The sequence below is a fragment of the Paraburkholderia tagetis genome, assembly GCF_022213065.1.
Classification (GTDB): Bacteria; Pseudomonadota; Gammaproteobacteria; order Burkholderiales; family Burkholderiaceae; genus Paraburkholderia; species Paraburkholderia tagetis.
This window is the reverse complement of sequence record NZ_JAKLJA010000008.1, coordinates 1-14735: the sequence shown is the minus strand read 5'-3', so window position 1 is coordinate 14735 and position 14735 is coordinate 1. Positions and strand designations below refer to the sequence as shown.

The following is a 14735-nucleotide window of genomic DNA, read 5'->3' as shown; positions in this document are numbered from 1 at the left end:
CGAACCTGTAAAAGCGACGTAAAAGCGATACATAAGCGTTGCAAAAGCGACGCAAAAGCCGCGCCCCCCAACGAGGGGCGCGGCTTTTTGGGTTTGCGCGTAGCGGTTGCGGCGCGTCGCCTCAGAACGCGTGGCGGAACACCCAGTACAGGGCGCCCGCCAGCGCGATCGAGGCGGGCAGCGTGAGCACCCAGGCGAGCACGAGGCTGCGCACCGTGCTCCATTGAAGGCCCGAGCCGTTCGCGGCCATCGTGCCCGCCACGCCCGAGGACAGCACGTGCGTGGTCGAGACCGGCAAGCCGTACAGGTCGGCCGCGCCGATGGTGGCCATGGCCACCAGTTCCGCGCAGCCGCCCTGGCCGTAGGTCAGGTGCTGCTTGCCGATGCGCTCGCCCACCGTCACCACGATGCGCTTCCAGCCCACCATCGTGCCAAGGCCGAGCGCGATCGCCACGGCCACTTTCACCCACGTCGGGATGAACTTCGTCGCGTGGTCGATCTGGCTGCGGAAATTGTGGATCGCGCGGGCGTCGGCTTCCGGGAGTGCGGGCTGCTTCGTCTTCTCCATCAGGCGGATGGCCTCGGAGATCACGTACATGTTGTTGCGCACGTTATCCACCACCGACTGCGGCAGCGCCGCCATCGAGCCATAGCCTTCCACTTGCTGGCCCACCTGCGTCGAGAGCGCGGCGAGCGCGGGCACCGTCCGAGGCGTGAGCGTGCGCGTACTGATGTAGCGCTCGACTTCGGCGCGCACGGCATTCGGGCCGCCGGCGGGCGCGGCCACGCCGTTGCTGTACTGCTCGAGCGTGCGCGCGGCCTGCTGCGAGACCGCAACGAAGGTTTGCGACTCGCTTGCCGTCACGGCCTTGTTGAGCGCATAGGCAGTGGGCACGGTGCCGATCAGGATCAGCATGATGAGGCCCATGCCTTTCTGGCCATCGTTGGAGCCGTGCGCGAACGAGACCCCCGTGCAGGTGAGGATCAGCAGCGCGCGGATCCAGAACGGCGGTGGCTCGTTGCCCTTCGGCTCGGCATAGAGTGCGGGCACGCGCACGAGCGCCTTGAGCACGACGAGAAGCAGGGCGGAGGCGAGAAAGCCGACCAGCGGCGAGAACAGCAGCGCCTTGCCCACGCCGACTGCCTGGCTCCAGTCCACGCCGCTCGTGCCGCCGCCCGTGACACCACCGGCACCACTGGCACCACTGGCGCTGTGCATCAACTGGTTCATCAGCCCCACGCCGATGATCGAGCCGATCAGCGTATGCGAACTCGACGAAGGCAGGCCGAAGTACCACGTGCCGAGATTCCAGATGATCGCCGCGATAAGGAGTGCGAAGACCATCGCGAAGCCTGCGCTGCTGCCCACCTGCAGGATCAGCTCGACGGGCAGCAACTGCAGGATGCCGAACGCCACCGCGCCGGTGGAAGTGAGCACGCCGAGGAAGTTCCACGCGCCGGACCAGATCACGGCGAGGTTGGGCGTGAGCGAGTGCGTGTAGATGACTGTCGCCACGGCGTTCGCGGTATCGTGAAAGCCGTTCACGAATTCGAAGCCCAGCGCGATGGCGAGCGCGATGCCGAGCAGGAACCACGGCAGCGCGGAGCGTTCGCGCACGGGCGACAGATCGTCGACGAGATGCATGCCCACATAGACGGCGCCCGCGGCAATGACGAGCAGAAAGACGAGCAGGCTCACGCTGCGCCCGCCCCGCTGCGGTGACAGGGAAAGATCCGGCATGACGGGCTGGCTCCTCAAACGGGGCGCGGGCAGTCGCGCAGGGAGTAGGGCGCTGAAAGCGGCGGGGGGCAGGCAACGCTTCCGATCATGCAAAGTGCCCATGACGCATTGATGACGCCTTCGCGCAAGCCGCGCAGCGGCGCCGGGACCGGCGCTGCGCGAAGCAATGGACTGGCGGGGCGGCATAGCGCGATGTGGCAGGGCCGCAGGAGCCGGCGCGAGCAGGCCGTAGCCTGCGCGCGCAGCGCCTCGCGACACCCGTGAGGCGCCGTGAAAGCCGTGAAGAAATTCGGGGAACGCAGGAAGCCGCGCGGCAGCCTCAAGACAGCTTCAGGACAGCCTCAAGACAGCGAGGCCGCCGGGCTGCCGTATGGCAAGCCGCGCGACGCGGGGCGTCGTGCCTCTCAGCGCGCCGACTTCGACAGGCGATGGCCGAGGCCGAGATTCGAGACGATCTGCCAGGTATAGACGCGTGAATAGTGCACGCCGAACTGGCGGCCGATCAGCTCGCGCACGCGGCTGTTGGTCCACGCATCGCTCGGGAAGCCATGTTCGCGCGCGGAGCCATGCAGCGCGCTCGCGATCCAGCCCAACGCGGCCCTGTCGAGCACGGAAGGCCGGCCGCCCACGCTCATCTGCTGTAGCGCTGCGAGGCCGCCGTCATCGACGATGGTTTTGTAGCGACGCACCGTCTGGGCGGAGAGGTGCAGGGAATCGGCCACGGCATGCACCGTCGCGCCTTCCACCAACATCTGGCCGGCCGCCATCCTGCGCGCGACACTCGGCAAATTTTCGGTTCTGGTAAGCATGTGATCACTCGTCAACGAAAGATTCGGGACAAGCGGCTCGCGGATGCGCCGCTCCTGTCAACCCTTTTTTAGTGCCTGCGGGTCTTCTCGTTTGCCACGGCCTCGCATGGCTCTCGCTCGATGCCGGGCCGTCGCGGACGGCGAAACAATGCGCCTCGCGGGGCGCGTGCGGACTGCTTTGGTGTTCCGCAGGGGATATTAATAATTGTTTTTGTAGGGAATGTGTATAGCTAGCGGAAAAATAGTCTGCTTGACTTACGGATTATCCTGGACTATCGGAAAAAATGATCCTACCCAAATCGCTTAACGGTGCCCGTGAATGTTGTTCATTCATACCATGATGCGCGCCCTCTAGTGCGTTTAAAAACGTTTGCAATCGTTTTTTTAGCCCGCTTTTGGCCCGTTGTTGGGGCACCTGGCGAGAGCAAATCGGTAATTTTGGGCAGAATGCGCTTTCCGGATTTGCATGAACCATTTTGGATATTCGATTCGATATGGATCGAATGGGCTTGCCAGTTTTGCTTCACTGCGCGTCTCGATGCGAACCGGTTTGTGCCCTGCTCGATGATCCGATTGATGACCCCGCTTGATGGTCGGCTTGATGGTTTAAAGGCATGAACAAAGAACTCGACGAAAAGGTTGAACGTCTGCTGCGGCGCGCGGCGAGCCGACGTGGCCTCGTACCCTATGCCGCGTTTCATGCGTTGTTCGCGCAGAGCGTGCCGCTGCACGAACGCTACGAAAAACTGGAGGCTGCCGCGGCGGCGCTGTGCGAGCCGCGCGTGGCCGACTATGCGTCGTTGCTCGCGACCGCTTCGGGCCTGCCGGGTCCGGACTTCTATTTACGCTTTCGGCGCCTGCACGCGGAGCGCTACTACGCGACGCTCGGCGCCGACCGCAATCGCATGCTCAAGCTCGTAGAGAAGCGCCAGTTCGCAAGCGAGGAGCGCGAGCGCGTGTACGACCACTATCGCAGCACCATGGGTGTTCCGGTGCCCGCGTGAAGAGAAGGGGGGCGCGCCGCGATGGTTCGATTCATTTGATCGCGCCGACGCGCATTCAGCGAGGTGGCGCGCGATGCGCCTTCGCGTTTTTAGTCGACGCGATTGCGGTCGCGCACGAGGATCGAAACGTACACTGCGGTGCAGACGAGAATCACGGCAACGCCGGCGATCACCTTGGTGTGATTGAATTCCACGAGCCCGGTCACGGCGATGGCGATGCCGGCGGCGGAGCCGAGTGTGCCGAGCGCGGCAACCCACATGCGCAACTTGCTCCAGATGCGATGGCGTCGTTCGGGACCTGCGCCTTCCCTCAAGTGATCGAAACTCATGACGGTATTTCCCGTTGATGGCGGGCTGCATTGCACTGCGCAGTGCAGCCCGCGTTCAGACCGGACGATTATAGCGATCGGGAAATTCTGCGCTTTCGGCGCGTGCGCGTCATGCCGCACAGCGCAAGGTTTATGCGCTTTTGCGTGCGTTTAAGTTTGCCTTAATTTTGTCTCGCCATGATGGACACGTCGGATCGATTCGATAGTCGATTCGCGGTTGTTCTTCACGTCCCCTGTTAACCGCCGACGCCATACGGCGGTTTTTTTTTGCGCATTCGCGGCATGGGTATTAGCGCTGCTTAATCGACGAGCGTTGTGTAATCAACGTATTCACAACGCGTGTGCAACGTGCAGGCGATCGGCAAGACGCGTGCCGCGCCTGCCTCATTCGTGCTCGGGAAAGCCCGCGCGTCCTTGCGTGAGGTCGCGCAGCGTGTCGCGCGCGGCATCGAGGGCGGTGGCGGGAAGCTGGATCGTGAGCCGCACGGTCATCGTGTAGCGGCTGTCGGCGAGCGTGTGCTGCTCCTGCTCGATCCAGTGCCGCACGCGCGTTTCGTCGGCATAACTCACCTCCACGATCAGGCGCGCCTGGGCGATGCGCTCCACGCGCTGCGCATCGTGCAGCGCGCTGGCGATGGCGTCGGTATAGGCCCGCACGAGCCCGCCCGCGCCGAGCTTGACGCCGCCGTAATAGCGCACCACTGCGGCAAGCACGCCGTCCAGGTCGTGATGGCGCAGCACTTCGAGGATGGGGCGGCCCGCGGTGCCGGAGGGCTCGCCATCGTCGGACATGCCGGACTGGCCGCCCGCGAGCAGCGCCCAGCAGACGTGCGTGGCAGTGGGGTGTTCGTCGCGCAGGCGGCGCAGTTCGGCCATGGCCGCTTCGCGGTCGTCGACCGGAATCGCGAGACCGATGAAGCGGCTCTTGCGGATCTCGAGCTCCGCGCTGACGGTTGAGGCAAGGGTGTAAGTGGGCAAAGCAGGCAGTGCGGCGTGGGCGAAGCGTGATGTTAGCGCCATGTTAGCGGATACGGGCGGTAATCAGGGGCGCCCGGCCAGGGGCGCCCGGCCAGGGACGCCCGGTCAGGGACGCCCGGTCAGGGGCGCCCGGCGGCGTCCGTTCGCAGGTGTCCGGCCGCGGTGCCCAGGCCCCTTCCCGCAATCCCACAGTTTACGTAACGGTTTCTTGCGACTTACGCTAATGACGGATCGGCCTCCAGGGCCGATAATACGTTTCATGACGGGTCTAGCTCTGGCTGGAGCGACGCCGAACTCCTCATTCGGTGATCCGTCATATATCGAATTCGTCGCGGCGCCGCAGGTCTTGCGCCGCGCTTCTCCTGAAGTCTCTCCCCAGCAAACGCACAGAAAAAACCCCGGTCGGGACAATGTCGCTCGGCCGGGGTCATAAGGCTCGCCTGTTCTCAAGAGGCGAATCTACGTTACGCCTTTCAAAAATTCCCAGCAACGAAAAAAAAAGCCCGACTTGCGCCGGGCCTTCAAGTTTGACGGCATCCGTTGCCGGATGCCGTCCCTGCAAAACTGCCTGCTTACGCTGCGAGCAGCGAGCGCAGCACGAACGGCAGGATACCGCCGTGCTTGTAGTAGTCGACTTCGATCGGCGTGTCGATGCGCAGCAGCACCTGGACGCGCTCGTCCTTGCCGTCCTTGCGGTGGATCACGAGCGTCAGGTCCTGTTGCGGCTTGAAGTCGTCCGTCAGGCCTTCGACGTCGAACGTTTCCTCGCCGGTCAGGCCGAGCGACTGCACGCTGTCCGAGCCCTTGAACTGTAGCGGCAGAACGCCCATGCCGACGAGGTTCGAGCGGTGAATACGCTCGAAGCTGCGTGCGACCACGGCCTTCACGCCGAGGAGTTGGGTGCCCTTGGCCGCCCAGTCGCGCGACGAGCCCGTGCCGTACTCTTCGCCCGCGAACACCATCGTGGGCGTGCCGGCGTCGATGTACTTCATGGCGGCGTCGTAAATCGACAGTTGTTCGCCGCTCGGCTGGTGGATCGTCAGGCCGCCTTCGACGCGCGTGCCATCTGCCTTCGCCGGAATCATCAGATTCTTGATGCGCACGTTCGCGAACGTGCCGCGCATCATGACGTCGTGGTTGCCGCGGCGCGAGCCGTAGCTGTTGAAGTCGGCCTTCTGCACGCCGTTCTCCTTGAGCCACTTGCCTGCGGGCGAGTCTTCCTTGATCGAACCGGCCGGGCTGATGTGGTCGGTCGTGACCGAGTCGCCGAAGATGCCCAGTGCGCGCGCGCCCTTGACTTCAGCCACCGCCGACGACGGCGTCATCGAGAAGTCCGTGCCGAAGAACGGCGGCTCGGCGATGTAGGTCGACTTCGGCCAGTCGTAGACCTGGCCTTCCTCGCCCTCGATCTTGCTCCACAGGTCGCCCTTCTTCGTGAGCTGGCTGTAGTTCTTCTGGTAGACGTCGGCATCCATCGCGAACTTGAGCAGCGCGTTGATCTCTTCGCTGGTCGGCCAGATGTCGCCGAGATAGATGTCGTGGCCGCCCTTGCCCTTGCCGACCGGCTCGGTCATCAGGTCGCGCGTGATGTTGCCGGCGATCGCGTAAGCGACGACCAGCGGCGGCGAGGCCAGGAAGTTCGCACGGATGTTCGGGTGGATACGCGCTTCGAAGTTACGGTTGCCAGAGAGCACCGCCGCCGCGACCACGTCGTTCTTCGTGATGGACTCGTTCAGCTCCGGCGTGAGGTCGCCGGCGTTGCCGATACAGGTCGTGCAGCCGTATGCCGCGAGTTCGAAGCCGAGCTTCGAGAGGTACGGCAAGAGGCCCGTCTTCGTCAGGTATTCCGTGACGATGCGCGACCCCGGAGCGAGCGAGGTCTTGATGTGCGGAGCGACCGTGAGGCCGGCTTCCACGGCCTTCTTCGCGAGCAGGCCGGCGGCCAGCAGCACGCTCGGGTTCGACGTGTTCGTGCACGAGGTGATGGCCGCGATCAGCACGTCGCCGTTGTGCAGCTTGACCTTGTCGCCCGCCGTGTATTCGGCCGTGAGGTCGGCAGCCTTTTTGGCGAAGCCGTTTTCCGCGACCGGCTTCGAGAACAGGTCGGTGAAGGTCGACTTCACGTGACCGATTTCGATGCGGTCCTGCGGGCGCTTCGGGCCTGCGAGCGACGGTGCGACCGTGCCGAGGTCGAGCGTGACCGTCTTCGTGTAGTCGATCTGGCCGGCCTTCGGAATGCCGTAAAGCTCCTGCGCCTTGAAGTAGTTCGCGAACGCCGAGATTTCGGCTTCCGTGCGGCCCGTGCCCTTGAAGTAGTCGATGGTTTTGTCGTCGACCGGGAAGAAGCCCATGGTTGCGCCGTACTCGGGCGCCATGTTGCCGATGGTCGCGCGGTCCGGCAGCGAGAGCGAGGCCGTGCCTTCGCCAAAGAACTCGACGAACTTGCCGACGACCTTCTCCTTGCGCAGCATTTCGGTGATGGTCAGCACGAGGTCGGTTGCCGTGCAGCCTTCGCGCAGCTTGCCCTTGAGCTCCACGCCAACCACATCGGGCGTGAGGAAGTACACCGGCTGGCCGAGCATGCCGGCCTCGGCTTCGATGCCGCCCACGCCCCAGCCCACCACGCCGATGCCGTTGATCATCGTGGTGTGCGAGTCGGTGCCGACCAGCGTGTCCGGGTAGTAGACGGTATCCGCGCCTTCAGCCTTCTTGTGCACGCCGCGCGCTAGGTATTCCAGGTTCACCTGGTGGACGATGCCGATGCCCGGCGGCACGACCTTGAACGTGTCGAACGCCTGCATGCCCCACTTCATGAACTGGTAGCGCTCGTTGTTGCGCTGGAATTCCAGCTTCATGTTCAGGTCGAGCGCGTCCTTCTGGCGGAAGTAGTCGACCTGCACCGAATGGTCGACCACGAGGTCCACCGGCACGAGCGGCTCGATGACCTTCGGATTCTTGCCGACCTGCTTGGCGACGCCGCGCATGGCCGCGATGTCCGCGAGCAGCGGCACGCCGGTGAAGTCCTGCAGCACGACGCGCGAGACGACGAACGGGATTTCGTCGACGCGGGCAGCGGTGGGCTTCCAGTTCGCGAGTTGCTCGATGTGCTCTTCCGCGATCTTCTTGCCGTCGTAGTTGCGCAGGACGGACTCGAGCACGATACGGATCGAGACTGGCAGGCGGTCGATCTTCACGCCAAGCTGTTTGCCGAGTTGCGGCAGCGAGTAGAACTTGCCTTTGCCGGAACCGCTGTCGAATTCTTTTAGCGTTTTGTGGAGGTTGTGGGCCATGGTGTTTTCCTTCGTTTGATCGCGGAAATAACGCTTTACTACTATACGTGTGCTGCCTGCCTGATTGCTCAGATGACGTACAAGTCTATGTACTCGTTGACGGGCATGGCATCGAGCCGTGCCGCATCGAGCGAGACATCGAGAATCGCCTGCTGCTGCTTCGCGGGGAAGCGGCGCGCGAGGTTGGTTCTGAACTTCTCGATCAGAAGCGGCGTGCCTTCGTCGCGGCGCCGCTTGTGGCCGATTGGGTATTCCACCACGACTTCCTCGAGCATCGTGCCGTCGTTGAGTTCGACGGTGAGCGCATTCGCGATCGAACGCTTGAGCGGGTCGTGATAATCCTTCGTGAACTGCGGGTCTTCGACGCAGGCCGTCTTCGCGCGCAAGGCGTCGATGCGCGGGTCCTGCGCGACGTCGTCTTCATAGTCGGCGGCCGTGAGGCGCCCGAAGATGAGCGGCACGGCCACCATGTACTGGATGCAGTGGTCGCGGTCGGCCGGGTTCGCGAGCGGCCCGGTCTTGTCGATGATACGGATCGCCGCTTCGTGCGTGCGAATGGTGATGCGCTTGATGTCCTGTGCCGTCAAACCGCGCTGCGCGAGCACGCCGTGCAGTGTCATCGCGGCTTCGGCTGCGGTCTGCGCGTGGAATTCGGCGGGGAACGAAATCTTGAACAGCACGTTTTCCATCACGTACGAGCCATACGGACGCTGGAACCGGAACGGCTGGCCCTTGAACGAGACGTCGTAGAAGCCCCAGGTTTTTGCCGTGAGCGCGGACGGGTAGCCCATCTCGCCCGTCTTCGCGATCAGCGCGAGGCGCACGGCGCGCGAGGTGGCGTCGCCGGCGGCCCACGACTTGCGCGAGCCGGTATTGGGCGCGTGGCGGTAGGTGCGCAGCGACTGGCCGTCGACCATCGCGAGCGAAACGGCGTTGATGAGCTCGTCGCGCGTCAGGCCGATCATGTGCCCGACTACGGCGGTCGAGGCGAGCTTCACGAGCAATACGTGGTCGAGGCCGACCTTGTTGAACGAGTTTTCCAGTGCAATGCAGCCCTGGATCTCGTGCGCCTTCACCATGGCTACGAGCACGTGCTTCATGGTGAGCGGCGGCTTGCCCTGGGAGACGGCGGTGCGCGAAAGCCAGTCGGCGGTCGCGAGAATGCCACCCAGGTTGTCCGACGGATGGCCCCATTCGGCGGCGAGCCAGGTGTCGTTGAAGTCGAGCCAGCGGATCATCGCGCCGATGTTGAACGCGGCCTGAACCGGATCGAGCTGGAATTGCGTGCCCGGCACTTTCGCGCCGTGCGGGACGACCGTGCCCGGCACGATCGGTCCCAGCAGCTTGGTGCAGGCGGGGTAGGAGAGCGCCTCGAGCCCGCAGCCGAGCGTGTCCAGCAGGCAGTAGCGCGCCGTCGACAGCGCGAGCGCGCTGTCGATCCCGAAATCGAGGACGTAGTCGACGATGTCGACCAGGACCTGATCCGGCTGCCGCCTGACGTTGGAGACGTGTGCGGACATCGAGGCGTCCTGTTGCCGTCCTTACTGGGCGGCTGCGGCGCTGGCGCTCGCCGGAGCGTGGTTCTCCGGGCTCAGCGCTTGAGCCTGGGTCGGCGCCATCGCGCCTTGCTGCATGGCGACGGTCTTGCACTCGTCGGCCAGACGCGAGCTGTCCTTGTCCGAGAACAGCATGGCCTTGGTCGGGATCACGACCAGGTCGAGGCCGGTTGCGGCGTCATGGAAGCGGTCTGCGCCCGTCGTCGTGGTCTGGCGCGGCAGGTTGTAGTTCTTGTTCGCCCAGTGAACGGTGACGATCTGGTCACGCGCCATGTCGCCCTTCAGGTCGAAGGCCATGCCTTCGGCGCACGACCAGTGCTCGGCGCCCACCGGGATCGGATCGACCTTCGCTTCCTTGGCCGGGTTGGTCTTGCGCTTGATGATGCGGTGCTTCGGTGCCGGCTTCTTGGCCTTGGCGGTCGTCGACGGGGTTTGCGCGGCGGCTTCGGTGGCTGCCAGCATCATCGTCGTGGACAGCGCGCCGATAACGGTAGCGATCAGCAGTTTCTTCATGGACCTTTATCTCTCTAAATCGGTTGATCAGTGCGCGGCTGCGGGGTGCAGCCGCCGGTTGCACTGCGCGCGCCCCGAAAGCACGCAGCGGACGCTATTTTCACCTATTTGCCAGTACCGGCTCAGATTTTTCCGATCTGAAAAAAAATACGTTCGCCATTCATGAAATAGCCGCACTGGAGCCGAACAGCGGCGCGGCTTCGGCGGGCACGGCGCGCCCCGTCGCCCGCGCGCGGCGCAGCACGGACCAGTAGTAGCGGTAGCTCGCGCGGTCGTGCAGCGTATCGCCATGGCGCGTCGGACCCCATTGCGCAGCTTGGGCGGCAAGCAGGATTTCGGCGGCGGTGGCGATTTCCTCGTCGCGCGGCGCGAACGCGGCGACGATGGCCGGAATCTGTGCCGGATGGATGCTCCACATGCGCGTGTAGCCGAATTCATTGCGCGCGCGGCGCGCGTCGTTTGCGACGACTTCCATGTCGCGCACTTCCGTGCTGACGTTGTGCGACGGAACCTTGCCGAACGCATGGCAGGCCGCCGCGATTTCCAGCTTCGCGCGGCGCACGAGCGGGTGGTCGAACTGGCCCGGCGAGCGCATGGCGGAGTCGGGAATCGCGCCGTCGTGCGCGGAGACGAAGTCCATCAGCCCGAAGCTGAGCGCCTCGACGCCGCGCAGCGCGGCGAGGTCGAACACGCGCGCGAGCGCACCATGCGTTTCGACGAGCAGTTGCACGGGAATGGGTTTTTCGATGCCCATCTCGATGCGCGTGGCCTCGATGAACGCCGTCATTTCGGCGGCGTCGCCCACGGCGCGGATCTTCGGCAGCGTGATGAAGGCCGGCGCGCGCTTTGCGGCGCGCAGGATCAGGCGCACGTCGTCACGCCAATGGGGATGATGGAAGTCGTGAATGCGCACGCCCACGCGGGCGAAGCGGTCGTGCTCGCCGCCGATCAGCGACGCGACGAGCTCCGCGTGCCCGGCCTCGTGGCCGACCTGGGCGCCGTCTTCGCAGTCGAGCGTGATGTCGAATACCGGGCCGAGCTGTTGCTGCAGCGCGAGCGATTTCAACATCAGCTTCTCGCTGCCCGCGTAGTGGTCGCACACGGGCAGGAGGGCGGGCGGCGCTTCGCCGTCAAAGAGCACTTCGGCGGGGGGGAGGGCGCGCATCGTCGGCGTCAGGGGTCGAATGTTGGGAGGAGTAGCCTGATTCGGACGCACCCTGCTGCGGAGGGTGCTTGCGGGCAGCGTCCCGCAAGGCGCGTGCGGATCAGGGGGCTGCCATCAGACGCGAGACAGGCGGCCTGGGCCGCGGCGCTCGCGCATCTGCGCGTCGAGAGGCTTCGGAACGACAAGAAGGCCTCGACGCGCAAAAAACCGGAACCCGTCGTGCAGCCACGGAGTCCCGGTTTGTCTGGCTGGACTTACTTGCCGAGCAGGTGAGCCACGCCGTCGCGCTCTTCGAGCAGCTCGTTGAGCGTGCCGTCCATCTTCTCGCGCGAGAACGCGTCGATTTCGAGGCCTTCGACGCGCTTGTATTCGCCGTTTTCGCAGGTCACGGGCACGCCGTAGATGATGTCTTCGGGGATGCCATACGAGCCGTCCGACGGAATGCCCATCGTGACCCACTTGCCGTTCGTGCCGAGGACCCAGTCACGCACGTGATCGATCGCTGCGTTGGCCGCCGATGCTGCCGACGAGAGGCCGCGTGCTTCGATGATCGCCGCGCCGCGCTTGCCGACGGTCGGGATGAACGTGTTGCGGTTCCATTCGTCGTCGTTGATCAGCTTGGTCAGCGACTGGCCGTCCACCGTTGCGACACGGAAGTCGGGGTACATCGTGGGCGAGTGGTTGCCCCACACGGCGAGCTTCTCGATCGAAGCGACCGGCTTGCCCGACTTGGCGGCCAGTTGCGAGAGCGCGCGGTTGTGGTCCAGACGCAGCATGGCGGTGAAGTTCTTCTTCGGCAGATCCGGGGCCGACTTCATCGCGATGTAGGCGTTCGTGTTGGCCGGGTTGCCGACGACCAGCACCTTCACGTCGCGGCTCGCGACGTCGTTCAGCGCCTTGCCCTGAACCGTGAAGATTTCGGCGTTGGCCGAGAGCAGGTCCTTGCGCTCCATGCCCTTCGAGCGCGGACGTGCGCCAACCAGCAGGGCGACGTCGGCGTCCTTGAATGCGACCTTGGGGTCGTCGGTGATGACCACGCCTTCGAGCAGCGGGAATGCGCAGTCGTCCAGTTCCATCACGACGCCCTTGACGGCGGCTTGCGCTTGCGGCAGGTCGAGCAGTTGCAGGATGACGGGCTGATCCTTGCCGAGCAGGTCGCCGTTCGCAATGCGGAACAGCAGGGAGTAAGCGATCTGACCTGCGGCGCCAGTGACGGCAACGCGCTTTGCGGACTTAGCCATTGAAAATCTCCAGGAAGATGCGTTAGACGCCAAGGTAAAACGCCATTCTATATGCGCGTTACGCGAAGCGTTCGTGAATCCGGCGGACCTTTTCCGGGTGTGCATGCGAGGCCTTGCCGGCATCGCGCCGCGCGCCGGGAGGCGGGCCGCCATAAACCTGTGCGACAAAGCAATGGGAACGCGGCCTCCCGGGTGGGATGCGTCCTGGAGAGGGACGCCCGACGCGGGCCGCTTCGCGTGTGCCGGCTCCTGCTTACAGCTCGCGTGGGACGGTCCACGAGGCGCCGCGCGGGTGTTTTACGACTGCGCGCCGGCTTGGGCGGATCGAAACCTCTACTGCATGGAGGAACAGCATGATTGCAAGGCGGCCCTGCGACGCAACTCGCCACGAGGTGGATGCTGCCTGCAGATCCTTTCGCGTCCTTTCAAGTCGACCGGAATCTGCCCGCAAACCCTTGCTCGTCCGGCAGTTTAGGAGCCGGGGGAGGCAAAGTCAACACTATCTTATGTCTTATATAAGACATATCTATTGCTGCCAAAAGGGTAGATTTCCGGGGGGCTTTATGTTGAAATGCGCGCCATGAGTGCGAACCCGGTCAGCAACGCGAATTCCACCGCTCCCGAGAGTGGGGCCCCTGCGTCTGCGCCCACCTCCGCGGCTGCTACGTCTCCTACCTTCAGCCCGCTTTATCAGCAGATCAAGGGGCTCATCACGCAGAGCCTCGTGTCCGGCGAATGGAAGCCCGGCGAAATCATCCCCAGCGAAGTCGAACTGGCCGCCCGCTACAAGGTGAGCCAGGGGACCGTGCGCAAGGCGATCGATGAACTGGCCGCCGAAAACCTGCTGGTGCGCCGCCAGGGCAAGGGCACATTTGTTGCGACGCACAATGAAGAGCGCGCCCAGTTCCGTTTCCTGCGATTGCTGGCCGACGACGGCGCGGAGCATCCCCACGTAAGCAGGCTGCTCGAATGCCGGCGCCTGCGCGCTTCCGCCGAGATCGCGCGCCAGCTGGATCTGAAACCCGCCGACCCGGTGGTGCTGATCAAGCGGCTGCTGCAGTTCGACGGCGAGAGCACCGTGCTCGATGAAATCTGGTTGCCCGGCGGCGTGTTCCGCGGCCTGACCGCCGAGCGGCTCGCCGAGTACAAGGGCCCACTCTATGCCATGTTCGAAGCCGATTTCGGCACGCGCATGATTCGTGCGACCGAGAAGATCCGCGCCGTCGCCGCGGAGCCCGCCGTCGCTGATCTGCTCAAAGTTCCGGCTGGTTTTCCATTGCTATCTGTCGACCGCGTGTCCTATACCTATGGAGACCGTCCGGTCGAAGTGCGCCGCGGTTGGTATGTCACAACTGGGTACTACTATCAAAATGACTTGAGTTGAAGAGAGTGTCCGCGCGAGGCGTGCGGGCACTTCCCATGCGCTTGCATCGCGCGCGGATCCGTGGTTCCAGCGGCGGATTTCGCTGCAGCGCGATATAAAAAGGCGCTAAAATTGCGTATTAGTGTTAACACATAGTAGGGGTCTAGCATGGCAGAAGCCACAAAAAAACCGAGGCCGGAATACCGGAACATCGGGCTTGGGCAGATATTGCTCGCATACCGCCTGCCGCTCGCGGGCCGCGTGTCGATCGGCCACCGCGTCAGTGGTGCGCTGTTGTTCCTGTTCCTGCCTTTCATCCTGTTCCTGTTTGACCAGAGCCTCACCTCCGAGCTCAGCTTCGAGGTCTTCAAGGGCTTCCTCTCCAACGTCATCGTCAAGCTCATCGTGCTGGTCCTCGGCTGGGCCTTCCTCTTTCACTTCTGCGCCGGCGTGCGCCACCTGTTCATGGACTTCAGCCATGACCTCGTGAGCAAGGAAAAAGGCAAGTCGACCTCGCTCGTGGTCGTTGTCATCTCCACGATCCTCACGATCGCCTTCGCGGCCAAACTCTTCGGAGCGTTCTAAAAAATGTCGGCTAAAAACGGAATCGGTCCGAAGCGCCTCGTCGTGGGCGCGCACTACGGCCTGCGCGACTGGATGGCCCAGCGCGCCACCGCCGTGATCATGGCGATCTACACCATCGTGCTGCTCGTGCTCTTCTTCGGCGCGCACGACTTCTCGTACGA

At 64.1% G+C, this 14735-nt stretch carries 13 protein-coding genes; 4 read left to right on the top strand and 9 right to left on the bottom strand.

From position 1 onward, the window contains the following. Window positions 1-121 precede the first annotated feature (121 nt). Both L5014_RS12465 and L5014_RS12460 read right to left on the bottom strand, forming a co-directional pair. Entirely contained in the window at window positions 122-1741 is a 1620-nt protein-coding gene (locus L5014_RS12465; protein ID WP_238463981.1) for an inorganic phosphate transporter, read from the bottom strand. A 404-nt stretch (window positions 1742-2145) separates the two neighbouring features. Beyond that, on the bottom strand, window positions 2146-2550 hold the full coding sequence (locus L5014_RS12460) for a helix-turn-helix domain-containing protein (RefSeq protein ID WP_238463979.1): 405 nt from the start codon (window positions 2548-2550) through the stop codon (window positions 2146-2148). Between the two features lie 614 nt (window positions 2551-3164). On the opposite strand from L5014_RS12460, the gene L5014_RS12455 reads away from it, so the two are divergent. Beyond that, window positions 3165-3554 carry a hypothetical protein gene (locus L5014_RS12455; RefSeq protein ID WP_238463969.1) on the top strand — a complete coding sequence of 130 codons (390 nt, stop codon included), beginning with the start codon at window positions 3165-3167 and terminating at the stop codon, window positions 3552-3554. Window positions 3555-3643: 89 nt separating this feature from the next. Here the strand turns inward: L5014_RS12455 and L5014_RS12450 are convergent, their stop codons facing one another. The 7 genes from L5014_RS12450 to L5014_RS12420 all read right to left on the bottom strand — a co-directional run bounded on the left by L5014_RS12450 (window position 3644) and on the right by L5014_RS12420 (window position 12626). Then, window positions 3644-3883 carry a hypothetical protein gene (locus L5014_RS12450; RefSeq protein WP_238463967.1) on the bottom strand — a complete coding sequence of 80 codons (240 nt, stop codon included), beginning with the start codon at window positions 3881-3883 and terminating at the stop codon, window positions 3644-3646. Window positions 3884-4267: 384 nt separating this feature from the next. Beyond that, complete coding sequence (locus tag L5014_RS12445) at window positions 4268-4903, bottom strand: IMPACT family protein (protein ID WP_238463965.1); 636 nt, start codon at window positions 4901-4903, stop codon at window positions 4268-4270. 530 nt (window positions 4904-5433) lie between these two features. Then, the gene (gene acnA / locus L5014_RS12440) at window positions 5434-8151 is read right to left on the bottom strand and encodes an aconitate hydratase AcnA (RefSeq protein ID WP_238463963.1); all 2718 of its coding nucleotides are present in this window, start codon (window positions 8149-8151) and stop codon (window positions 5434-5436) included. A 68-nt stretch (window positions 8152-8219) separates the two neighbouring features. Further along, entirely contained in the window at window positions 8220-9671 is a 1452-nt protein-coding gene (locus L5014_RS12435) for a bifunctional 2-methylcitrate dehydratase/aconitate hydratase (protein ID WP_238463961.1), read from the bottom strand. Window positions 9672-9692: 21 nt separating this feature from the next. Then, window positions 9693-10220 carry a hypothetical protein gene (locus tag L5014_RS12430; RefSeq protein ID WP_238463959.1) on the bottom strand — a complete coding sequence of 176 codons (528 nt, stop codon included), beginning with the start codon at window positions 10218-10220 and terminating at the stop codon, window positions 9693-9695. Between the two features lie 160 nt (window positions 10221-10380). Next, entirely contained in the window at window positions 10381-11385 is a 1005-nt protein-coding gene (locus L5014_RS12425; protein WP_238463957.1) for an HpcH/HpaI aldolase/citrate lyase family protein, read from the bottom strand. Between the two features lie 254 nt (window positions 11386-11639). Further along, window positions 11640-12626: a malate dehydrogenase gene (locus tag L5014_RS12420; RefSeq protein ID WP_238463955.1), complete on the bottom strand. Its 987-nt coding sequence runs from the start codon at window positions 12624-12626 to the stop codon at window positions 11640-11642. A gap of 580 nt (window positions 12627-13206) precedes the next feature. Between L5014_RS12420 and L5014_RS12415 the strand changes: the two genes are divergently transcribed. The 3 genes from L5014_RS12415 to L5014_RS12405 all read left to right on the top strand — a co-directional run. Further along, the gene (locus L5014_RS12415; RefSeq protein WP_238463953.1) at window positions 13207-14010 is read left to right on the top strand and encodes a GntR family transcriptional regulator; all 804 of its coding nucleotides are present in this window, start codon (window positions 13207-13209) and stop codon (window positions 14008-14010) included. Window positions 14011-14157: 147 nt separating this feature from the next. Further along, window positions 14158-14574, top strand: coding sequence for a succinate dehydrogenase, cytochrome b556 subunit (sdhC, locus tag L5014_RS12410; protein WP_238463951.1), 417 nt, complete (start codon window positions 14158-14160; stop codon window positions 14572-14574). A 3-nt stretch (window positions 14575-14577) separates the two neighbouring features. Continuing rightward, window positions 14578-14735: succinate dehydrogenase, hydrophobic membrane anchor protein (locus tag L5014_RS12405; RefSeq protein ID WP_420800062.1), on the top strand; the 158-nt coding region annotated here is incomplete at its 3' end.

Bases quoted from the DNA above. Each gene is read 5' to 3' on its own strand.
- L5014_RS12465 (WP_238463981.1), bottom strand. From the start codon at position 1,741: ATGCCGGATCTTTCCCTGTCACCGCAGCGGGGCGGGCGCAGCGTGAGC.
- L5014_RS12460 (WP_238463979.1), bottom strand. From the start codon at position 2,550: ATGCTTACCAGAACCGAAAATTTGCCGAGTGTCGCGCGCAGGATGGCG.
- L5014_RS12455 (WP_238463969.1), top strand. From the start codon at position 3,165: ATGAACAAAGAACTCGACGAAAAGGTTGAACGTCTGCTGCGGCGCGCG.
- L5014_RS12450 (WP_238463967.1), bottom strand. From the start codon at position 3,883: ATGAGTTTCGATCACTTGAGGGAAGGCGCAGGTCCCGAACGACGCCAT.
- L5014_RS12445 (WP_238463965.1), bottom strand. From the start codon at position 4,903: ATGGCGCTAACATCACGCTTCGCCCACGCCGCACTGCCTGCTTTGCCC.
- acnA (WP_238463963.1), bottom strand. From the start codon at position 8,151: ATGGCCCACAACCTCCACAAAACGCTAAAAGAATTCGACAGCGGTTCC.
- L5014_RS12435 (WP_238463961.1), bottom strand. From the start codon at position 9,671: ATGTCCGCACACGTCTCCAACGTCAGGCGGCAGCCGGATCAGGTCCTG.
- L5014_RS12430 (WP_238463959.1), bottom strand. From the start codon at position 10,220: ATGAAGAAACTGCTGATCGCTACCGTTATCGGCGCGCTGTCCACGACG.
- L5014_RS12425 (WP_238463957.1), bottom strand. From the start codon at position 11,385: ATGCGCGCCCTCCCCCCCGCCGAAGTGCTCTTTGACGGCGAAGCGCCG.
- L5014_RS12420 (WP_238463955.1), bottom strand. From the start codon at position 12,626: ATGGCTAAGTCCGCAAAGCGCGTTGCCGTCACTGGCGCCGCAGGTCAG.
- L5014_RS12415 (WP_238463953.1), top strand. From the start codon at position 13,207: ATGAGTGCGAACCCGGTCAGCAACGCGAATTCCACCGCTCCCGAGAGT.
- sdhC (WP_238463951.1), top strand. From the start codon at position 14,158: ATGGCAGAAGCCACAAAAAAACCGAGGCCGGAATACCGGAACATCGGG.